This is a genomic window from Dyella sp. S184 (genome assembly GCF_009766065.1).
Taxonomy (GTDB): domain Bacteria; phylum Pseudomonadota; class Gammaproteobacteria; order Xanthomonadales; family Rhodanobacteraceae; genus Rhodanobacter.
In genome coordinates this window covers 735,612-758,396 of sequence record NZ_LMUE01000002.1, presented here as the reverse complement: position 1 = coordinate 758,396, position 22,785 = coordinate 735,612, and the positions used below count along the sequence as shown (strand labels likewise).

At 62.3% G+C, this 22,785-nt stretch carries 12 protein-coding genes; 6 read left to right on the top strand and 6 right to left on the bottom strand.

Annotated features, from left to right (window positions below; genetic code table 11):
- Nucleotides 1–38 precede the first annotated feature (38 nt).
- Both GSQ75_RS03225 and GSQ75_RS03220 read left to right on the top strand, forming a co-directional pair.
- Nucleotides 39–1,370, top strand: coding sequence for an ABC transporter permease (locus GSQ75_RS03225; protein ID WP_158753070.1), 1,332 nt, complete (start codon nt 39–41; stop codon nt 1,368–1,370).
- The gene (locus GSQ75_RS03220; protein ID WP_158753069.1) at nt 1,363–2,634 is read left to right on the top strand and encodes an FtsX-like permease family protein; all 1,272 of its coding nucleotides are present in this window, start codon (nt 1,363–1,365) and stop codon (nt 2,632–2,634) included. Before GSQ75_RS03225 ends, GSQ75_RS03220 begins: the two co-directional genes overlap by 8 nt.
- 42 nt (nt 2,635–2,676) lie before the next feature.
- On the opposite strand, the gene GSQ75_RS03215 is transcribed toward GSQ75_RS03220, so the two are convergent.
- From GSQ75_RS03215 to GSQ75_RS03190, 6 genes are all read right to left on the bottom strand, one after another.
- Nucleotides 2,677–4,071, bottom strand: coding sequence for a sigma-54 dependent transcriptional regulator (locus tag GSQ75_RS03215; RefSeq protein ID WP_158753068.1), 1,395 nt, complete (start codon nt 4,069–4,071; stop codon nt 2,677–2,679).
- A gap of 83 nt (nt 4,072–4,154) precedes the next feature.
- A complete protein-coding gene (locus tag GSQ75_RS03210; protein WP_158753067.1) occupies nt 4,155–5,231 on the bottom strand; it encodes an alpha/beta hydrolase fold domain-containing protein in 1,077 nt (358 codons plus the stop codon).
- Nucleotides 5,232–5,309: 78 nt separating this feature from the next.
- On the bottom strand, nt 5,310–7,058 hold the full coding sequence (locus tag GSQ75_RS03205; protein ID WP_158753066.1) for a trehalase family glycosidase: 1,749 nt from the start codon (nt 7,056–7,058) through the stop codon (nt 5,310–5,312).
- A gap of 74 nt (nt 7,059–7,132) precedes the next feature.
- A complete protein-coding gene (locus GSQ75_RS03200; protein WP_158753065.1) occupies nt 7,133–9,394 on the bottom strand; it encodes a glycoside hydrolase family 65 protein in 2,262 nt (753 codons plus the stop codon).
- A 51-nt stretch (nt 9,395–9,445) separates the two neighbouring features.
- On the bottom strand, nt 9,446–11,692 hold the full coding sequence (locus tag GSQ75_RS03195; RefSeq protein WP_158753064.1) for a glycosyl hydrolase family 65 protein: 2,247 nt from the start codon (nt 11,690–11,692) through the stop codon (nt 9,446–9,448).
- Nucleotides 11,693–11,739: 47 nt separating this feature from the next.
- Nucleotides 11,740–13,005, bottom strand: a complete 1,266-nt coding sequence (locus GSQ75_RS03190) for an MFS transporter (RefSeq protein WP_254058418.1) — start codon at nt 13,003–13,005, stop codon at nt 11,740–11,742.
- Between the two features lie 472 nt (nt 13,006–13,477).
- Between GSQ75_RS03190 and GSQ75_RS03185 the strand changes: the two genes are divergently transcribed.
- The 4 genes from GSQ75_RS03185 (at nt 13,478) to GSQ75_RS03170 (ending at nt 22,777) form a co-directional block, all read left to right on the top strand.
- On the top strand, nt 13,478–14,437 hold the full coding sequence (locus tag GSQ75_RS03185) for a LacI family DNA-binding transcriptional regulator (RefSeq protein ID WP_158753063.1): 960 nt from the start codon (nt 13,478–13,480) through the stop codon (nt 14,435–14,437).
- A 597-nt stretch (nt 14,438–15,034) separates the two neighbouring features.
- Nucleotides 15,035–18,037 (top strand): beta-phosphoglucomutase, encoded by a 3,003-nt coding sequence (pgmB, locus tag GSQ75_RS03180; protein WP_158753062.1) that lies wholly within the window; start codon nt 15,035–15,037, stop codon nt 18,035–18,037.
- 98 nt (nt 18,038–18,135) lie between these two features.
- Nucleotides 18,136–20,721, top strand: coding sequence for a TonB-dependent receptor (locus tag GSQ75_RS03175; protein ID WP_158753061.1), 2,586 nt, complete (start codon nt 18,136–18,138; stop codon nt 20,719–20,721).
- A gap of 235 nt (nt 20,722–20,956) precedes the next feature.
- Nucleotides 20,957–22,777 carry a tetratricopeptide repeat protein gene (locus GSQ75_RS03170; RefSeq protein WP_158753060.1) on the top strand — a complete coding sequence of 607 codons (1,821 nt, stop codon included), beginning with the start codon at nt 20,957–20,959 and terminating at the stop codon, nt 22,775–22,777.
- The last annotated feature ends 8 nt before the right edge of the window (nt 22,778–22,785 follow it).

Here is a 22,785-nt window from a genome sequence, read left to right as displayed (position 1 = left end):
CTCGTACGTGCGCAGACGAGTCATCCAGGGAGCTGTGCTTGTTGACCTACTACTTCGATCTGGCCCTGCGCAGTTGTCGGCGCAGCAAGGCCCTGACGGCACTCGTGGTGGTGCTGATGGGTCTAGGCGTAGCCATCTGCATGGTCACTTACGCGGTCTTTCGGGCGACCGCGGGTGACCCGATCCCTTGGAAATCGAGCCAGCTGTTCGTGCCGCAGGTCGACAGTTTCGGCCCCGTACACGACTGGAAGGGCGAGCCTCCCATGCTGCTGAGCTACACGGATGCCGTGGCGTTCCTGCAGGCACGGCAGGCGCGGCGACAGACGCTGATCTATCCGGCCAGATGGACCGTATTGCCGGATGACGTCCAGCGACAGCCGTTCTCGCAAGAGGGTGATGCGATAAGCAGCGATTTCTTCGCGATGTTCGATGTACCGTTCCGTTTCGGCGGCAGTTGGGCAGCGACGGATGACGATCATCGCGCCGCGGTGGCGGTCATCAGTGCGGCACTCAATCAAAAGTTGTTCGGGGGCGTCAACAGCGTGGGTCGCGAGATCAACCTGGACATGCATAACTATCGCATCGTCGGTGTGCTGGACGAGTGGAACCCGCTCCCGCGGTTTTTTGATGTGAGCAGCGCCTTCTATCCCTTCAGCCATCCCAGGCAGATCTACATCCCGTTCAGTCGTGCCATCGACCTGCAGAAAGACACCAGCGGCAACTTCTATTGCAGTGCGGATACCAGTAATCCTGATTTTGCGGATTGGAACAGCAAGCTGCACAGCGAATGTGCGTGGATCGACGCATGGGTAGAACTGCCCACGCGTGCTGACGCCGAGCGTTATCGCGAGTATCTGCACAACTATGCCGCCGAGCAGCAACGCATTGGCCGCTTCACTTGGGCGCCCAACGTGCGGCTGAGCAACGTCAGGCAGTGGCTGGGCTTGTATCTCAATCATGTGGTGCCGCAGGCGTCCTGGTTGTCGTTGATCGTCTCTGTAAGTTTTCTGCTGATCTGCCTTGTCAACGTGGTGGGGTTGATGTTGGCCAGATTCATGCGCTGCGCGCCGGAAATCGGTGTGCGTCGTGCCCTGGGTGCATCGCGAGGGGCAATCTATCGCCAGTTTCTGACGGAGGCGGCGGCGATAGGGTTCGTTGGCGGCCTACTGGGATTGCTGCTGACGGCGCTGGGCATGGCCGGCATCGGTCTGGTGTTCGAGCCGCAGATTGCCAGGCTGGCGCATCTGGATGCGTCATTGCTGCTGTTGACGGTGCTGGTCGCGGTGGCCACCACGTTGATCGCGGCGCTTTATCCCACCTGGCGCGCCGCACAGGTACAGCCGGCGTGGCAGCTGAAGTCCAATGGATGACCGCGCCTCGACGAGCCTGCTTCGATCCCGCCTGCAGATCCGGCCAATTCTTGCCGCGCTGCGCCGGCACAAAATGGCTACCGCGCTTATCGTGCTGCAGATCGCCCTGACCCTTGCGGTCGTCAGCAACGCGCTGTTTATCGTCAAGACACGAGTGGTGCACCTGTCACGACCGACAGGTACCGACGAAGCACATCTGCTAGTCATCAAGAACGAATGGATCGGTCACCCGGACGGAGCGCATATCGATGCGCAGATGCGTGCCGACCTGGCCACGTTGCGTAACCTGCCGGGCGTGCGCGATGCGTTTGCCAGTCAGGCTTACCCGTTCGGTGGCTGGGGTGGACTGGTTCGCATCAAGCATCAAGTGGACCAGACGAGAAAACCACAGTTCGCAATCTCTTATTTTGCGGATCAACATGCACTGGATACTTTCGGTATAGCCGTGGTGGCCGGCCGCAATTTTCGCGCCGACGAGATCAGCAGCCTCGGGCCTTACGACAAGTTGATTCCTGCGGTGATCATCATTACGCGCGATCTGGCCTACAAGCTTTTTCCGGATGGATCGGCCTTGGGCAGAACGATCTATCTGAGCGACGATGGGCCGAGTACGATTGTCGGCATCGTCGATCGACTGGAAGGTGCCTACGTTGGCAGTACCACGCGTTCGATCGACGAAGATACGGTCCTGCTGCCCTCGCGTTACGACAATCCCGATGGGGTGATTTATCTTGTGCGCACGCAACCGGAGCAGCTACCTGCGGTGATGCATGCGGCGCCCACGGCTTTGTTTGCACAGAATCGCCTGCGTCTGATCAGCACCGATGACGGAGTGATCGCACTGGCCGTGGCCCGCGCGCAGGGTTATGCCACCGATCGTGGCGTGGCGATCATGATGGGCATTGTCTGTGTGCTGCTGCTGTTGGCGACAGCCGGTGGCATCGTCGGGTTGAGCAGCTTCTGGGTGGGCCAGCGCCGTCGTTCGATCGGTGTCCGACGGGCACTCGGCGCGACGCGCGGCGACATCCTGCGCTATTTCCAGGCCGAGAACTTCCTGATCGTCAGTGGTGGTATCGCGCTGGGTACGCTACTTGGCGTGGCGGCCAACCTGTCGTTGATGACGTATTGGGAGCTGCCTCGGATGCCGCTGTGGTTGCTCGGGATCGGGGCGGTGCTGCTATGGCTGCTCGGCCAGTTGGCGGTGCTTGGTCCGGCGCGGCGTGCGGCCGCCGTAGCGCCGGTGGAGGCGACACGTTCGATGTGAGCAAGGGTGGTTCGGACAGAACCGGGAACAACCTGCTGCGCATCAGTCGATGCCGAGCTTCTTCAGCTTGTAGCGTAGCGCGCGGAAGGTGATGCCGAGTTTTCGTGCGGCGGCGGTCTTGTTGTAGCGCGATTCTTCCAGTGCCTTGACGATGGCGGTGCGCTCGATATTGCTGATGTAGTCGTCGAGGCCGCCATCGGCACCGGCGGCGGGTGGTGCGACCGGAGCCTCACGGCTGGCGCCATGCACTTCCGCAATCGACGGCTGGCGTGCGCCACGTTGCGGCAGCATCAGGTCGACAGCATCGATGTTGCTGCCGTCGCACATCGCCATCGCGCGCTCGAGGATGTTTTCCAACTCACGCACGTTGCCGGGGAATTCATACGCGTCCAGTGCTTCGCGTGCCGCCGGCGACAGCTGGCCGATGCCTTCGCCGCTCTTGCCGGCCAGCGCCTGCAGGATGAAGGCGGACAGCTGCGGCACATCGCCGCGACGCTCGCGCAGCGGCGGCACGCGCAGCTCGATCACGTTGATGCGATAGAACAGATCCTGGCGGAACTGGCCCTGCTCGACCAACTGTCCGAGGTTCTTGTGGGTGGCGGACAGGATGCGCACATCGACCGGAATTTCGTCGCGGCCGCCGATCGGGCGCACGGCTTTTTCCTGGATGGCGCGCAGCAGTTTCACCTGCATGTGCAGCGGCAGTTCGGCGACCTCGTCAAGGAACAGCGTACCGCCCTGGGCGGCCTGGAACAGACCTTCCTTGTCGGCGCCGGCGCCGGTGAAGCTGCCCTTGCGATGGCCGAAGAATTCGCTTTCCATCAGCTCGGAGGGGATCGCGCCGCAGTTGACCGGCACGAACGGACCGCTTGCGCGTGGGCCTTGCTCGTGGATCAGCCGGGCTACCAGTTCCTTGCCCACGCCGGATTCGCCCGCGATATAGACCGGTGCCTGGTTGCGCGCCAGCTTGGCGATGGTGGCGCGCACCTGCTGCATCGCCGCCGAGTTGCCGATCAGGCGCTCACTGGAATCGCCGGTCTTGGCCGCGCCGCCACCGTTGCGCTTCTCCTCGGCCAGCCGCAGCGCGGTTCGCACCAGTCCGCGTAGCATCTGGATATCGACCGGCTTGGAGACGAAGTCGAACGCGCCGGCCTTCAGGGCATTCACTGCGGCATCGACATTGCCGTAAGCGGTGATCATCGCCACCGGGGTATCCGGACAGGTCTCAGCGATCAGTTCGATCACCTCCTGACCGTTGCCGTCGGGCAGTCGCATGTCGGTGAAGCACAGATCGTAGCTGCGTTCGGCCAGTGCGCGGCGTGCTTCGGTCACGGTGCCTACGGCGTCAACCTTCAGGTCCATCCGGCCCAGCGTGATGGTCAGCAGCTCGCGGATATCGCGTTCGTCATCAATGACCAGGACAGTCTGTGGGTTCATGGCACTGCGCGTGGCTGTCGATACACCAGAGAATACCCGGCCACACGCCGCGGGGCAAAGGCTGTCGTCGTTGGCCTGGTGCCCTAATGCTCCAGCTCGCGGTCGAAGAATCTCGCCGTCACGGCATAGGCTTCGCGGGATTCAGGCAGCTCCGGGTCCGAGAAGAACGAGTGCCACATGCCTTCCCACACATGCAGCTCGGTCTGAACCCCGGCACGGTCGAGCAGCTGCTGGCTATGGACCACCGAGCTCATCGCCATGTCGCGGGTGCCGGTGATCAGCAAGGTGGGAGGGAATTTCGCCAGCAACGCCGGAGAAAGGCCCGGCTGCACCAGCGGGTCCCTGGGATTGGCACCATGGAAATAGGGCAGATCAATCAGGCCGAGTGGGTGCGCCGGGACGCCTTGGCCGTTCAACAGTGGAGCGATGTAGGAGGAATCGCCGCCCAGGTCGGTCAGCGATCCGCAGAAGGTACCGATGGCGCCCGGCACCGGCAGCTTGTCGGTGATGAAGCGGGCGACTGCTTCGGCGGTGAGCACGCCGCCGGCGGAGCATCCGTAGATGCCGATCTCGGCCGGCTTGTACTGTTTGAGCAGCGCGCGATAGACCGCCTCCACGTCGTCACTGGCGGCGGGGAAGGTGTACTCCGGGCCTTGCCGATAGTCGACACCGATGACCTTGATGCGGCCGATGCTGGCGATCGGGATGGATTCGACCAAGGCGCCACTGTGCGCACCCCACAGGAAGGCACCGCCATGCAGATTGATCAGCACACGGTGCGCATTCTCCGGGGCCACGCCTTGCACGGGAAGCACGACATCGGTGCCGACGCCGGCGATGACTTCGGCATGGATCTTCACCGGGTACAGCTTTTCCATGCGCGCGGCCCGATCGCTGTTCATGCGGTCGTAGAACGCGCGGCTCTGCGCGATCGGCGCCGTCAGCGGCGGCGCCTTGCTGCCGGCGGCAAGCATCTTCGGAAAGAACGCCCGCGCTTGCGGGGATGCGAGATCCGAATAAGGCACGGTTCCCGTGGGCGAGGTCACACTACCGTCGGCCTGCACCCCAGGCGGCGAAGTCTGTGCGAGCGCTGCCGTACCCGACATGCCTGCGCACAGCATGATGCCGGACAGGATGCGTGGAAGACGTGGTGCATGCATGGTGTTTCCTCCCGTGTCGCTGGTTCGATGTAGTCGCGCCGGATGATGAGTAGTTGTCGCGGGTGGATCGGGTGAGTGTCACTTCATCGCGTTGTCTGCCGGTACGGAAGGCGTGGGTGTGGCGTCGCCATGCAGGAGCTCCTGCAGCTTCAGGTACACACCATTTGTCCAGCCGAAGCCGACGACGTTTTGGGTATAGCCGGCGCTGATATGGACGTCCGCATTGCCGAGCACCATGTTGTACTTCTCGCGAATTGTGCCGTCCGCGGCAACGCCACGATCGATGGTTGCGCAGAACTTGCTGGCGATGCGGCGCGCGTCGTCGTGGAAGCCATAGGCATCGAGGCCGGCGACAGCGAGCCAGTTGGTGGGTGCCCAGCCGAAGGGTTCGTCCCATTGCGCGCCGCTCGGCTGATCGTCCATGGAGAGGCCGCCTGATCGCTCGAAGATCGAAAGATGGTCGCGCACCGCGCTGGCCTGCTGAGCGGAAGCCGTGTGTGCCCAGAGCGGATAGAAAGTCGTGATGTAAGGGTGGGCCGCCGGTTTCCCGGCAACGAAGTCGTAGTCCATGTAGATGCCCGCATCGGGGTGCCACAGGTAGCGATCCATGGCCTGCTTGCGCGCCTGTGCGACGTTTGCCCAGTGCGCGGCCTCGGCCGGCTTGCCGAGTTGCAGCGCAAAGTCGTGCAGATCCGTTTCATAGCGATAGAGCAGGCTGTTCAGGCCCACCGCCGCGTAGTGATGAGTGGATCCGGCAAATGGGCCGAAGTGGAAATTGACGTCGAAGCCCGATTCGCGCATGGCGCGATCACCCAGGTAGTAATCGGCGCTCAACCGAAAGCCGCTCAGCCACGCATCGGCGCATACCTTCGAAGTACGCACATCACAGCTCTCCGATTTCAGCTGCGCGGCTTCGGCGTCATCGGGATGTTGCGATGCTTTCACCAGGTAGCTGGGATTATCCGAAGGATGCGCCAGCAGCCACTTGATCACGCCACGGTAATAGTCGGCGTCGCGTGCTTCAAGCACCGGGCCACTGCCCAGGTCGAAGTAGCGTGCCAGGCCGGTATCGCCGGCACGGTGATCCGCGCGCGTCCAGATATCGTGGTTGCGCACGGCCAGGGGGTACGCCTGCGCCAGCCATGCCTGCCCATCCGCTTTGCTGTGAAAGCTGGCCGGATCGCCGAGTACCGCGGACATCATGGCGCCAAGAAAAGGTGGCTGCGAACGACTGAGGTAGTAGGTGCGGTTCGCATTCAGGACTCCGCCGTAGTACTCGACCTCGAACAAGGCGTTGTCGACCATGTCGCGGGCGAGTTCGGTGCGGTGGTCGGCGACCAGTCCCAGCACGATGAAATAGCTGTCCCAGCCGTACATCTCATTGAAGAAGCCACCGGGCACGACGTAAGGATGGGGCAGATAGAGCAACCCCTGTACAGGCAGTTGCGCGGGGTCGATGTCGCCGAGCTTGTCGATGACGCGTGGCAAGGTACGCAGGGCGACACCGCAGCGCTTCACGATTCCGCGCAGCTGCTCCGGCACCGGCATCTGCGCGGGCAGATAGAGCACCGAGTGCGTGCCCACCTTGCTGTCGGCCAGCGCCGAGCAATCATCCAGCGAGCGCGTCAGGGTGTCCCACGCGTGATCGATATAGGCGCGGGTCTTGACCGCATCGGGGCCGGTTGCTGCGGCTGCGCTGGTCGCGAATGCGACTGCCACCAGCAGCACGAAGATGCGCAGCCCACCCCACGCTGACCGACAGAGCGTGCGGATACGCGTATGGGCTGCTTGGCTGTGCTTCCGGGACGAGGCTTGTGTGTTGGTCATGTCTTGCGTCCGGTTCGTCAAATGCGAAGTGTCCAGGATGCCGGGGTAGCATCGGTGTGTCGGGTGGCGAAGCATCAAAGTGCTTTCCGCGTCAGGCGGGTCTTCCCGCTGGCATCGCGATCAAGGGTGATGTCGTAATGCTTGCCGCGGAACGTGATGTCCTTCAGCGTCATCGATTTCCATGTCGGCGGCAGCACTGGCGGATAGGTTTCGAGCAGGCCGTTCGGTTCGATGCGCAGCCCGGTCAAACCGTAGAGCAGGCCCTGTACGAAGCCACCCGAGCCGGTGAGGAAGTAGCCGGTGTTGTTGGTGGCGGTCTCGGGGCGCACGTTGAACGGCGGCTTGAACATGTCATCGGCGGCATTGCGCGCGATCCAGCGCGCCGCTTCGGCTGCGTTGCCATTGGCTGCCGCAGCGATCGGCGCCGGGCCAAGTCCCATCGTGGTGGGGATCCGCTCCGATGTTTCCATCGGCTTCATCGCGATCGCGTAGTCGTTGCGTCGTACCTGCTCGCTCATCGGCAGGTCGAGGGAGGGGAACGCAAGGAAGGTAAGATCGCTGCCGCCGAGGTCGTGTTGCACCGTCTCATCCATGTCGAGGTAGTGCTGCCCGCTGGCGGAAAACGGCAGGTAGAGTTTCGCGGCGATATCGGCCCAGCGTGGATCGGGCTGCTCGCCGACCACGGCCGCGGCGGCAGTCGCGATCCGCAAGGCCTTCGCTGCATCGGCATTGGTGAAGGTGTCGTTGGGCACGTCGTTGTAGTTCTCCTCGACCGAGGTGACATGGAGGATGTCGTAGCGCTGCTTGCCCGGGTTCCAGTTCACCCGGCTGGTCCAGTAGCGCGCGACGTCGCGAATCACCGGCCAGCCATCCGACTTCAGCCAGGCCTGGTCGCCGCTGGCGAGGTAGTACTGCCATTGCGCGATCGCCACGTCGGCATTGACATGGATCTCGCGCTCGCCCAGCACCCAGGCGGCATGCACGACCTGCTCGGTGCCGTTTTCAGGATCTGCTTCCCATGGGTACATCGCACCTTGCAGGCCACGCGCACGTGCGCGCTGCTGCGCGGCGGGCAAGGTACGGTCACGGAACATCACCAGCGACTTGGCGTAGCGTGGATGCAGCAGCACCAGGGCCGGGAAGATCCACGAATCGCTGTCCCAGAAGATGTGACCGACATAGCCGGTGGTCAGGCCGCAGGCACCGATCGCCCACGCGGTGTCGGGTGCCGCGTTGGCAAGCAGGTAGTACAGGTCCGAATGCACGACCCGTTGCGTGTTCGGATCGCCGTCGATGCGGATGTCGGTCTTCCACAGATTGGCCCATGCCGCCTTGTGCGCATCGAGCAGGGCGTCGAAGCCTGCAGTGCGGGCAGCCTTGGCCAATGCGAGATCGGCCTTGGCATCGCCGCCCCAGTCTTCACGTGATGTCGCGACGTATTTGGTGAAGGTATAGGTCTGGCCCTTGCGCACCTGCACGCGAAGATCGAGCGAGAGTCGATAGATACCCTTGTTCAGCGTGACCTCGACCGGCGTGAGTCCCGCCGGCAGGCTGATCGCGGCCGCCTCGGCCATGCCGAGACCCTGCTCGGCGCGACCATCGAGCCACAGGGTCAGGTTCTTGCTGTCACCGTCATCGGCCAGCACATGGGTATCGCCGTGATACCACACGGCAGCCCGATCCGGCGTGGCTGGCGGAACCGCCTGCAGGGTCAGGTTGTGCGCGGCCACGGCGATCTGCATTTCGTCGCCGCTCAACTTCGCCAGCGGCAACCTGGGCTGGTACTGTGCCCACAGGTTGAACGCGAACGACAGTTGCACCACGCCGTCGAAGTCGGGTGTGATCGAGATCTGGCTGGCGGCCAGATGCGGTGACGCCTCGCTGACCAGGGTCACCACCTTGATCCGCGTGGCTTTGCCGTGATCGAGGTAGCGATAGCTGGTGGTCAGGGTTGCGTCGTGCAGATCCAGCACCTGCTGGTAATCCTGGAACACCGAAGAGTCCAGGTCGACCTGGTTCATCCAGAAATGACCCGCGTCGGACTGACCGGTGCTGTAGTCGATCTCGGTCCAGCCGGGAATGGCGGCGGGCCGGGACATGTCGTCCTTGGCATAGTCCATGAAGGCGACCAGGTAGGCCAGGTTGCCCTCGGTGCCGCGCGGCGCGGTCATGGTGGACAAATAGCCGTTGGCCAGCTGGCCGGGGAAGTAGTTGGCGAAATCCTTCGAGGTCGCGGTCAGCAGAAAGCTTGGGTCGGTGGCCGCCTGCGCGATCGTTGCAAAGCAACCGATCACTGCCGCGAGCAGCAGGACGAAGTTCGGGATCGGATGTTTCATCTGACCTCTCCAGGGCGCCGCGCCGGGATGCCCGACGCGACCTCTATTTCGCTATTCCGCGTGACGGGTGAGCGTGACCTTGCCGCTGGCATCGCGTCCGATCGCGACATCGAAGTGCTTGCCGCGGAAGCTGACATGCTTGAGGGTCAGCGACTTCCAGGATGGCGGAAGTACCGGGGCATAGGCCTCGACCAGCCCCTGGTCCTCGATGCGCAAACCAGACAGGCCGTAGATGAAGCTCTGCACGAAACCGGCCGAGGTGGCCAGGATGTAGCCCGCGTTGTTGGCGACGGTCTCGGTGCGCACGTTGAACGGCGGCTTCAGGAAACCGACCAGGTTGCGCTGGATCCAGTCGCCCGCGGCCTTGCCATCGCCCAGCTCGGCCTCGCCGACGGCGAGCATCACCATCATCATCTCGTTCGGGTCGTCGCCGTGGGTCTTCAGCTCCTGCAGCTGGAATGAAAAATCGTTGCGGCGAATCTGCGCCGACATCGGCAGATCGAGGTTCGGATACATCAGCCAGACCAGCGATGAGCCCATCCAGGTGATCTTGTCGTGTGGCACCGAGGCATCGAAATCGAGATGCCGCTGATTCGCGTTGTCGAACGGGATGTACATCTTCGCCGCGATCGCTGCCCACTTCGGGTCGGCCTCAGCGCCGACGACCTTGGCCGCCTTGCTGGCAATCTCCAGCGCCTTGCGCGCCGCGGCGTTGGTGAACGAGTCGTTCGGCACGTCATCGTAGGCTTCGTCGGGCGACGTGACGTGCATGACCTCGTAACGATCCTCGGCCTTGTTGTAGGTCACCCGGCTGGTCCAGAACTCGGCGATCGCCTGGATCACCGGCCAGCCATCCTTTTTCAGCCATGCGTCATCGCCGCTGGCGAGGTAGTACTGCCATTGCGCGATCGCGATGTCCGCGTTGACGTGGATCTCGCGGAATACGCCGTAGGCGAAATGGGGTGTGTTGTCGACCCCGGTCTGCGGGTCGGCCTCCCACGGGTACATGGTGCCGCCGGCTCCGTATTGCTTCGCGCGGGCGCGCGCCGGCTCCATCGTGCGGTCGCGGAACATCGCGATCGGCTTGGCCCGTTCCGGATGCAGCAGCAGCAGCGCGGGGAACACCCACGAATCACTGTCCCAGAACGCATGCCCGGCGTAGCCCGGGGTCAGCGCGCAGGCGCCCATCGGCCAAGCGGTGCCGACGGTGGTGTTGGACAGCAGGTAGTACAGGTCCGAATGCACGGCTGACTGCACCTGCGGGTCACCCTCGACCACGATGTCGGACTTCCACAGCTCGTTCCACGCGGCGACATGGCGGGCGAGCAGGCTGTCGAAACCGGTCTTGCGCGCTGCCTCGGCGAGTGTCACGTCGGCCTTGGCGTCGCCACCCCAGTCCTGCCGCGACGCGGCGATGTACTTGGTGAAGGTGTAGGTCTTGCCCTTCTGTACGCTGACGATCAGGTTCAGCGACAGCTTGTCGGGCCCCTTTTCGAGCTTCACTTCGTCGACCTGGATCCCGGCCGGCAGGCTGATCGCGGCGGCCTCGGCCATGCTCAGTCCCTGTTCGGCCTTGCCATCGAGCCACAGGGTCAGTTCGCGGGTGTCGCCATCGCTGGACATCACCTTGGTATAGCCGGGATACCAGACCGCCGCCCGATCCGGTGTCGGTACTGGCTTGTTCTGCAGGTTCTGGCCGCTGGCGATCACAGCGTCGATCATCTCGTCACCGGTCATGCTCGCGATCGGGAAGCGCGGCTGGTGTTCGGACCAGAGTCTGATCGGGAAGGTCAGCTGTACCTTGCCGTCGAATTGCGGGGTGATCGAGAGCTGGCTGGCGGCGAGGTGCGGATCGGCCTGGCTGACGAAGGTGGTCACCTTCACGTCCGTGGCCTTGTTCGCGTAGACGAAGCGGTAGCGGGTGGTCAGCGTGCCGTCGTGCATGTCCAGCGTCTGCGCGTAGTCGACGAAGATCTTCGGATCGAGGCGGATCGCATTGAGCCAGCCGCCGCCCGGGTTGTAGTCGATCTCGCTCCAACCGGGGATTGCTGCGGGTCGCGAGATATCGCCCTTCGCATAGTCCATGAACGCGACCATGTAGCCCATGTTGGGTTCCGTCCCGCGCGGCGAGGTCATCGTCGAGAAGTAGCCATTGGCCAGGTAGCTGGGGAAATAGCTGTCGAAATTCTTCGCTGTGGCGGTGAGCAGGAAGCTCGGATCGGTCTGGCCGAATGCGGGCGCCGCGACCATGGCGGCGATCACGGAAAGACAGACAAGCTTGATGAGACGAAATGTCATGGTGGCTCCATCGTGGCGACGTGCGCGTTCCCCCTCCGGGAGGACGCCTATTTGGCGGCAAGACCGACCTTGACCGGGGTGACGGCGGTCGAGCGATCGGTCTCGCGCTTGAACAGGAACAGCAGGATCAACAACAAGGTCATCGGGACCAGCGAGAAGTAGAAGGCATGGATGCCGTCGAAGCGCGCGAACACGATCGCGGTGATGCGCGAGCCCAGCGTGCCGCCGAGCGCGGAGAAGATCACGATCAGCCCGGTCATCGCTGCATGCGAGGGTTTCGGTAGGGAACTGAGCGCCACCGAATTGATCACCGGATAGATCGGCGCCATCAGCAGGCCGATCAGCGGAATCAGGTAGGCCGCTGCCGGTGCGTTGAACCAGTCGATGTCAGCACGTGCCACCACGTTCCTGGCCAGCGGCAGGACCACAATGACCAGCAGGCCCATGCCGATCACGCAGATGTTCAGCAGCACATGCCAGGGCATCCGCCGCAGCACCTGACCGGCGAGCAGGCGACCGATCGCGGTGGTCCCGGCGAGGATGCTGGCGACCTGGATGCTCATCGCGTTGGGCAGTTTGAGCACCTCGTTGTTGAACGTCGGCAGCCAGGTGCCGAAGCTCTGTTCGATCAGCACATACAGGAAGGCGGAGATCAGGAACACGTAGACCAGCGGGCGCAGGAACAGCTGCAGCATCTCCTGCAGTGAGCCGCGCATCGAGTTGGTCTTCTCGCTGTGTGCCGCCGATTCGTCCAGTTGCGAGCTCGCCAGCAGCACGATCACCAGCGCGCAGATCCCAGCGAGCAACCAGTAGACATGCAGCCAGGACGGGTTCGACGGGTCGGCATGGTCGATGAAGGCACTGAAGATCCAGCCGCCGGCGAGTACGCCGACCATGAAAAGGCCCTCGATGGTGTTGGTCAGCCGGCCATGTTCCGCCTTGTCGCGAGTCAGCAGTCCGATCGACGAATAGACCGCGACCTTGGTCAGCGCAAACGAAATGCCGATGCAGGTGAACAGCAATTCGGTGGTATGAAAACCGGGATACAGCGGCATCAGCATGCACGCCGCGCCGACGATCACCAGCGCAAGCATCATCGCTCGTCGGTAGCCCAGCAGGGGCAGGAACGAGGCGACCAGCAACGAGGTCACCGCGATGGTCAGATCCTTGAACAGTTCCAGCAGGCTGGCCTGTGGCTTGTCCACGCCGAACGTGTGGATCGCCTGCAGGATCACCGTGCCGACGCTGTTGAGCAGGATCGCGAACACCATGTAGATCAGTGCCAGTGCCGCGATCATGCGCAATCGGTTCATGGACGCCTGCTTCGTGTGAGTTCGCGGATTTCGCGGATGAAGAACGATCTGCGTCGTCTCCGGATGTACTTCAGCTCATTTATGCGTATCGAATCGGGGTGTGTAATCACAGTGTGCCGAAAAATGATATCGGTATCAATCCGTGCTGACGGTATCGTTCAGGGCAGGGCATCCTGCGGTAAATCGCAGTGACGGCATGCCGCAGTCATGCTCGGGCCATTGATCGGCGGACTCACCTCGTGATCCTATGCAGGCTTGGTGATCGGGGCTTCCCCGGACGGGCAAATCCTGGAGGCGTGCAGGTTTGCAGCCTGAAAGTCGCGGCCGCCCAGCCGCCGGCTCGACGGCATCAAGGAAGCGGTCACAGGCCGATGAGGATGGGTCTGCGATCTGACGTTGCCAACAAGAGGGTCGGGAATTGAGTCGGACTGGCAAGAAGCAGGTAGACAAATTGCACTCGACCGGACCGACCATGGCCGACCTGGCCGAGCTGGCCGGCCTGTCGAAGATCACCGTGTCGAGGGCCTTGAGCGACAGTCCGCTGGTCAATCCGGAAACGCGTGAGCGGATTCGCGAGCTGGCACGGGAGCACGGCTACAAGCTCAATATCAGCGCCCGCAACCTGCGTCTGCGCCGTAGTCACACGGTAGCGGTGATCGTCGAGATGAAGCCGTCCTCGGATCGCACGATGTTCGATCCTTACCCCTTGGGATTGCTCGGCGGCATTTCGCAGGAGTTGACGGCGGCAGGCTATAGCGTGCTGCTGACTACGCGACAAGGCGCCAACGCCGCCGCCGTGCAGGCAGCCGACGGGCTGATCCTGCTCGGTCAGGGTGTGCATCAGGATGCGGTGCACCGGTTCGACAAGCTGGGCGTGCCGATGGTCGTGTGGGGAGCTGGCCTGAAGGACGACTCGCATGTGGTGGTCGGTAGCGACAACCGACTTGGCGGCGCGGTGGTGGCTGATCATTTCTTTGGCCTGGGCCGACGGCGACCGGTATTCATCGGCAATCCCAGTCACCCCGAGATCTATGACCGCCTGAATGGTTTCGTGGATGCGCTGGGGGTGCATGGCATCAAGCCCCTGCTGATGCGGCGCGATGAGTTCACCCCGGACTCCGGGACCGATGCGGTGCGCTCCCTGCATGCGCGCTGGGTCGATTTCGATGCCATCTTCGCCTGCAGTGACTTGCTGGCGATGGGTGCCATCCGCGGCATCCAGGAAATGGGTCGTTCCGTGCCGGGCGATGTCTCGGTCGTGGGTTACGACGACATGCCGCTGGGGGCCAGCTTTCTGCCGCCGCTCAGTTCGGTACGGCAGGACTGGCAGGAGGGCGGCATCCTGCTGGCGCGCAAGGTGCTGGCGTTGATTCGGGATGAGCCGACCGAGTCGGAGATCCTGCCCGTGAGCCTGATCGTCCGCGCGACCTAGACTTCGGCGGCAGGTTGTCCTGATGCGGGCTGGGCATTCTGTCGCGCAGGCGAAACGGCCGTAACAACGCGTCTTCATCGATCAGGGCTGCCGCAGCGACTGCGGTCTGGTCGCTGTGCCTTAGTGTCAATCCTGCCCCGAAAGCGCCTCGTACTTTAAGTGTGCTCGGTGAGCTCGCGGGTCATCGCGACACGACATTTGTCCCGACTGTTTCTGCCTGATCGTGCGCCGGGCAGCGCGCATGTCGTGGCGACGACGGCTGCCTGCGGAGAGGAATGGATGTGCATCCGCAGCAAATGTTATCGGTATCTTGATACCGATAACATTTGCTGTTAGGTTCGCGCCAAGATCTGTCAGGGGGCGGGTCGAAACACTGCGATCCATGCGTGTGCCAGTTGGGAGGGGATGCTTGTCACTGGGGAAATCCATCATTCGAGATCAAGCATGGCCATGCCGACCCAAGGCGTTGTCACGGGCGGCTAACGGCCGGGTTCACCGGTTCCCATGAGCGGCGATCATCCACACACGAGCCCGAAGGCTGCACGACGTGTCGACTTCGCGGGGGAAGCGGCGCATCCCGACGGGTTCGATAGGCCAATGGCAGATGCCGATACATGGCGGCTGAGCCAGTCGCATTGGCAGCCTGCCCACGCCGCGCGCGACGAGACCCTGTTCGCGCTCGCCAATGGGGTGCTCGGCATACGCGGCGGTTTTGAGGAATCCTCCAGCCCCACCCAGGGGAGCTTTCTCGCTGGCTTATGGGAACGCACGCCCATTCACCATCACGAACGCCACTTCGGTTTTGCACGTAACACGGACACGCGCCTGCCCGTCGCCGAGGCGACGGCTATACGCATCCGTCTGGGTGATCTAAACATCGACCCGGCGCAAGGCGAAATACTCGCGTTCAAGCGAGAGCTCGATCTGCGTGCAGGAAGGCTGTCCCGCCTTCTGCGCTGGCGCACCACCCAAGGGCATACGTTCGAACTCGAGACAGAGCGCGTGGTGCCGATCGCGCACCCGGGTCTGCTCTGCATCCGCATGCGCCTGCGCTCGGTCGACTATGCCGGCCCGGTGGCCTTTGAGTCATCGATATCCGGCGATCGGGCGGCGGCGGCGCAGGGTGACGATCCACGCTTTGGCGCCGGCAGCGGTCTGGCCTTGCACGTATCGCATACATTCGCCACGGAAGACGAGGCATGGCTTGCGCAACACACCGGTGAAATTGCGATTGGCGTGGTCTGCATGCAGCGCCATCGGGTCAGCGGGCTCGCTTTCTCCAGTGCCGCAGCGGACGCTGGATGCGTGCAGCAGAGCTATACCGGGCATCTCGCTGCAGGCGATGCGGTGGTGATCGAGAAATTTGTCGCGTATGCGTGGAGCCAGCCGCAACAGGATATCTCCGCCGCCGCCCTGCATGTGCGTGCCGCGAGCGAGCTTGCCAGCGCCGTCGACGACGGTTTCGACGCGTTGCTGCAGGCGCAGGCGCGCGATTGTGCCGTGTTCTGGGAAAGCGCCAGCCTTTCGATCGACAACGACCGGCGTAGCGAACAGGCGCTGAAGTTCAATCTGTTTCACATCTTTCAGTCCGCGGCGCGCGACGGACATGGCGGCATCGCCGCGAAGGGCCTGACTGGCGAGGGCTACGAAGGCCATGTGTTCTGGGATTCGGAGACCTTCGTGCTGCCTGCGCTCGCGCTCACCGCGCCGGCGCTGGTAAAGCCGAGCCTGCTCTTTCGCCTGCACACGCTCGATCGCGCGCGCGCCCACGCTCGCGAGATGAATCATGTGCGTGGCGCGCTGTATCCATGGCGCACGATCGGCGGTGACGAATGCTCGGCACATTACCCGAGCGGGTCGGCGCAATATCACATCAATGCCGCGATCGCTTTCGCGATCAAGCTCTATGTTGAGGCGAGTGACGATCGGGCTTTCCTCGCCGAGGGCGGTGCGGAAATGCTGATCGAGACCGCACGCATCTGGCTGCAGGTCGGGCATTTCAATCAGCGCCGTGCTGGTGCGTTCTGCATCAACGACGTGACCGGGCCGGACGAATACACCGCGCTGGTCGACAACAACTACTACACCAACCGGATGGCGCAGGAGCATCTGCGCTATGCGGTCGACGTGGTGCGCGAGCTGGCCGAGAGCTCGCCGGCGACTTTTGCCGCGCTCCAGGAGAAACTCGAGTTGTCAGAACATGAAATTGCCGACTGGACGCGCGCGGCCGATGCAATGTATCTGCCGCATGACGAGCGTCTGGGCATCGTCGCGCAGGACGACACCTTTCTGGACAAGCCGCGATGGGATTTCGCCGGCACTCCGCCGGAAAAATATCCCCTGCTGATGCACCATCATCCACTGACGCTATATCGGCACCAGGTGTGCAAGCAGGCGGATGCGGTGCTGGCGCTGGTACTCGCGGGCGGCAACGTCGATCGTGCCACCAAGCGGCGCAGCTTCGACTATTACGAGGCGATCACGGTTCACGATTCGACGCTGTCGGCGTCCACCTTCGCGGTACTCGCCGCTGAAATCGGTTACGCCGAAAAGGCGCGTGACTATTTCATGGAAGCCTTGCGTGTCGATCTCGACGATCTGCACGCGAACACCAGCCATGGTGCACACATGGCCGCCATGGCAGGAAGCTGGCTGGCCCTTGCGTGGGGATTCGGCGGCCTTCGCATCACGGCTGGCTGCATCGGGTTCGATCCGATCCTGCCACCGGGATGGCGTGGCTACCGCTACGGCGTGGTCTGGAAGAGCCGAAACATCACCGTTGCCGTGGACGCGCAAACGGTCCGTTACACCCTGACCAGGGGCGCACCGTTGAGCATTCTGCATGCCGGCAAACTACTGCCGCTGACGGAAGGCGTCACGCAGTTGCAGGCGCTGGACAGGCGACAGCCACTCGTCGATGCGCCGCAACCTCCCGCGGTGGTGTTTCCGCGCGCATTCCAGGCGTTGATCTTCGATCTTGACGGCGTACTCGCCGATACCGCACATCTGCATCATGCCGCCTGGAAACGGCTGACGCAGGAGATCGGTCTGCCGTGGAACGAGGGTATCGGCGAGCAGCTCAAGGGCGTCGATCGCGCCGCCTCGCTTGAAATCGTGCTCGGTGAAGCCGCTGCCGGATACACGCGCGAGCAAAAGCAGCAACTTGCCGATCGAAAGAACACGTATTACCGCAAGGCCATCGAGACCTTTTCGGCCCGAGATCTTCTCCCGGGCGCGCTGGCAACGCTGAAGGCCGCGCGCACGGCCGGTTTGAAGATCGCCCTGGCGTCGGCCAGCCGCAGCGCGGGCGAGCTCGTCGAGCGCATGGGTATCGGTGAATTCTTCGATCACATCGTCGACGCCTCGACGATTGCGCGTGCGAAGCCCGATCCGGAAATTTTCCAGCGCGCCGCCGCGGCGCTGGGTGTCAACGCTGCCGACTGTCTCGGTATCGAAGATGCGCAAGCTGGCATAGCGGCAATCAAGTCTGCGGGCATGGCTGCCCTGGGCATCGGCGATGTACGGATATTGGGGGAGGCGGATGCAGTACTGCCCGATCTGGCGTCATTCAGGCTGGAGCACTTTGTCGAGCCGGGCTGAGATCAGCGCTATCGCGGTGTCATCAATCGATAAATCAGAACGAAAACAACTTTGAGATGAAAACCGGTGTTCGAACACCACCTTGAGGAGGGAGTACCATGAATCACCCCGAACTAGTCAGACTGGCACTTGTGACCGCGATCACGGCGGCGCTCCCGCAGATGGTCTGGGCAGCCGGTCAGGATGCATCTGCGCCGACGGCGCAGGCCGATACCCAGACCAATACGGCGCCTGCCGCAAAGAAACAGCCCACTACTGGACTCAAAGACACCAAGTCCCTGCAGACGGTCGTCGTGACCGCCAATGCGGGCGGCGTCAAGAAAATTGACGCGAGCTACAACGTCGTCACCGCCGATCTTCAGCAGATCACGGACGCCAATCCGAAGAGCACCGCCGACCTGCTGAAGATCTCGCCGGGAATCTGGCCGGAATCCAGCGGCGGCCAGACCGGCGCCAACATCGAAATCGCCGGCTTCCCGGGTGGCGGCGATGCTCCGTTTTTCACCATGATGGTCAACGGCACCCCGCTGTATGGTTTGCCATCGCTGTCTTTCATGGACAGCAGCTCGCTGTTCCGTCTCGATGACACGATCCAGCGCGTCGAGATCGTGCAGGGTGGCCCCGGTGCCATCTTCGGTCCTGGCCAGATGGGTGCCACGGCGAACTTCATCCTGCGTCAGGGTACGGAGGTGCCGTCGGGTGACATCGGTGTGACTTACGGCAACGAAGGCTTGTATCGCGTGGATGGCTTTTACGGCTTCCCCATCGCGGAAAACTGGTACGGCAGCATCGGCGGCTTCTACCGCAAGTCCGATGGCGTACGCGATCCGCAATACACCGCCGACGATGGCGGTCAGTTGACTGCGACCCTGACCCACGACCTGGACAACGGTACGCTCATGTTCTGGGCGCGCGCGCTCGACGACAAGAACCAGTACATCACCCCGACGGCGTTGATCCAGGGCAGTGGTTCGAGCTACACCAGCTTTCCTGGCATCAATGCGCTGACCGGCACCTACTACAGCGATGCGATTCAGCACGTCCAGGTGCCAGGGCCTTACGGCAACATGTTGAACGCGAATCTTGCCAACGGCCGCGGCGGCAAGCTCAATTACTTCGGTGGCACCTACAGCGCCGATTTTGGCAACGGCTGGACGGTGGACGATCACTTTGTCGTGGGCGGCGGCCAGCTCAATACGAATGCCCTGTTTTCAGGTCCCAACCCGAAGCCGCTGAGTTACTACCTCTACGGCTGCAACATTGCGCAGCCTGCCGGTTTCTGCAATGGCGGCAAAGCGGTGGATAGCGACAACCTGGGTCTGCCGGCCGGCACCAACGTCCAGGCCAATTATGTCGGCGGCGGGGCGGTACCGCTCAATCAAAGCGTCATCCACCAGGGCTGGTGGTACATCCAGAAGGAGCTGCATACCTTCAACAACGATTTCCGGCTGAGCAAGGAACTGTTCGACGGTAATACCCTGACCATCGGATACTACTTCGCGCGTTCGACCGACAACGACAACTGGTCGCTCGGCAATCAGATGCTGATGACCAACACGAACAACGCCAAGCCGATCACGGTGAGCTATGTCCAGAATGGGCATACCTACTACGTCACCAACCCGCAGGGCTTCACCGACTTCAACGACAATTTCGATATTTCCGAAAATGGCGTGGCGACCAACAATGCGTTCTACCTTTCGGACTCCTGGAAAACCGGTCCTTGGCTGCTGGATGCTTCCGCGCGGTTGGAAAACATTCATGCGGTCCAGAACACCTGCAATTTCATGACCGTCGATCTGGATGGCAACCCGTACACCCTGTATGACAACAAGGTCTCGGTCTGCAACGGCACGTTTACGCATCTTGACTACAACAAGACCCATCCGTCGTTCACGGTCGGTGCGAACTACGAGCTGGCCGACAACATGAGTCTCTACGGGCGCGCCAACACCGGCGGTCATTTCGACGATTTCGACAATGGTATTCGTGGGACCAACGGCAATTTCTCGCCCATGGAGAAAATCCGTAACCTGGAATCTGGTTTCAAATACCAGTCGCCGGTTCTTTACGTTGATGCCAGCGTTTACTTCAGGAAGTTCACCGGGCTGCAGTACCAGGAAACCAATGGGGCTGGCGTTCCGATCGGCGGGATCTCAAATTACGGATCATCGACCAAGGGTCTGAATCTTAATGCCACCTGGTCGCCGATTGAAAACCTGAAATTTGCGTTGGTTGGCGATTATATGGATGGCCATTACACGAATTACAACGGCTGTGCGCAATACACCGATATCAATGGCGGTGTGGAATGTGTCGGCCTTGACGGTGAGCCTCTGCAGCGGCAACCCAAAGTGCGTTACATGTTTACGCCGAGCTACCGGATCGTGACGAGTTGGGGAGACATTACCCCATACGTTACCTATACCCATATTGGTCAGCGTTATGAAGATCAATCCGGACTGCAGCCGTTGGGTACGTACTACACCCTGGACGCCGGCATCGTCGCCAATTATCAGCGTAGCTGGCAGTTCACTCTGCGCGGAACCAATCTGACCAATCAGATTGGCCTTACCGAAGGCAACTCGCGGATCTTTGGTGTCAATACCGGTATCGGCGGCGTCATCATGGCCCGCTCCATCGAAGGGCGTGAAGTGAATTTGCAGGCAAAATATAGTTTCTAGGTCTCTTTACCTGCCTCGCTTGCAGTACTGGGTGGCCCGGATCGTTTCCCTCGACGATCCGGGCCATTTCGTTTGGCAACCTGGCGCGCTAAATTGGTACTTCATTATCGCCTTTTCGGCAGTGGCGCATTCCGCGCATCAACCCTCAATGAGCGGGAAACCTGCAGGCAAATGTCGATCTCGAACGAGTCGTTTTGACGATGAATCAATCAAGCCAGTTTGCCGATGGATACCCATGATTTCGTCCGCTGTCATTGAATCCCTGCGGCGCATCAGCCTGCTGTTGCAGGCGGGGGATTTCCGGGTTGCGCATGAGCAACTCGAAGCGGTGGTAAGCCAGAACCCCCAGTTCGCCGAAGCACGACGACTGCTCGCCGGTACCAAGCAGGCGCTTGGGGACGCCGCCGGTGCGGAAGCGACCTTGCGTGAAGCGCTTGCGCTCGATCCTGGTTGGACTCCCACGCTGGCAACCCTCGGCGAGCTTCTACTGAACAGCGGTCGGGCCGGCGAAGCCGAGCCCTTGCTGCAGCGAGCCTGTGCGGGATCGCCGCCGTATCCACGCGCGGCATTGGTGCTTGCTCGTTACTACAACGACACGCAGCGCCCGGCCCTGGCGGTTGAGGTGACTTCCCGCTTTTGCGCGAGCGGTCATGCAGATGCGGAGTTGGTTGCGCAGCATGTAGCCGGTCTGGCCACGCTCGGGCGTCAGGGCGAAGCCGTGGCCACGTTCCGCCAGGCGCTGGCGGCCGCGCCGGGGCATCCTCTCGCTGCTCATGCCTTGGCGATGGCCCTGGATGCAGCGAACCAGCCTGCCGAAGCGGAGCGCGTCGCCCGCCAGGCACTGGCACAGGGACAACCGAACGCGATGCTGCATTACACCCATGCCCGCAGCTTGACTGCGCTCGGCGATTTCGATGAGGCCGAGACCGCGTTGCGTGCCTGCCTGCGGCTCGATCCACGCATGCTGGACGCGCACAACCATCTTGCGCGGCTCGTATGGATGCGTACCGGCGACAGCGTTCAGGCTACCGCCTCGATGGATCAGGCCTTGCAGACGTTTGGCAATGACGATGCCCTGTGGGCAGCGAAGGCGGCCATCCTGCAGGGTGCCGGGGATGCGCGCAGCGCATACGCCTGTCTCGCTGTGCAGGCTTCACGTTCGGGTGCTTCGCCGGCGTTGCTGGTGCGGGCTGGCCTGGCGGCACTGGAATTCGATCCCGCAGCCGCGTTGGGCCTGGCCGAGCGCGCCTTGCGTGCCACGCCGAGCGACATGGGGGCACGCAAACTCCTGCTCGCCGCTCAGCTCGGTATCGGCGACGCTGCCGGCGCGTTACCTCATTGTGATGCGTTACTGGCCAGCACTCCTGATGACCAGTACCTCATCGCATTGCAGACAACGGCCTGGCGTTTGCTGGGCGATGCGCGTTACCACGAGCTTTGCGATTACCAGCGATTGGTCGTGCCGCAGCAACTCGAAGTGCCATCGGCATGGTCGGATCTGAGCAGTTTTTTCGCCGACGTGAAAAACAGTCTCGATCGTCTGCACCGCGCCCACACCCATCCGCTGCTGTTTCAATCCTTGCGCCATGGCACCGAGACCACCGAAGAACTGACGCGCAGTACGGATCCGGTGATCCAGGCCTTGTTCGAGGCTTTCGAGGCGCCCATCCGGCACTATCTGGAGCAGATCGGTCACGGCAGCGATCCGCTGCGTCGACGCAATAAGGGGGGCTGGCGCTTCAATGGCAGCTGGTCAGTACGGCTGCGCAACTCCGGCTTTCACACCAACCACGTGCATCCGCGCGGATGGATTTCCTCGGCCTGCTATATCGAATTGCCTGACAGCATGGTTGATAAGCGTAGCCAGGACGGTGTACTCACGTTCGGCGAACCCAGCATCGCTACAGCGCCGAGCTTGCCGGCAGAGCATGTGATACGTCCCGAGACCGGCATGCTGGTGCTGTTTCCGTCTTATTTCTGGCACGGTACCGTGCCTTTTTCAGGTGACCAGACGCGTCTTACGGTGGCCTTCGATGTGGTGCCCGATCGCCAATAGCTTGGTGC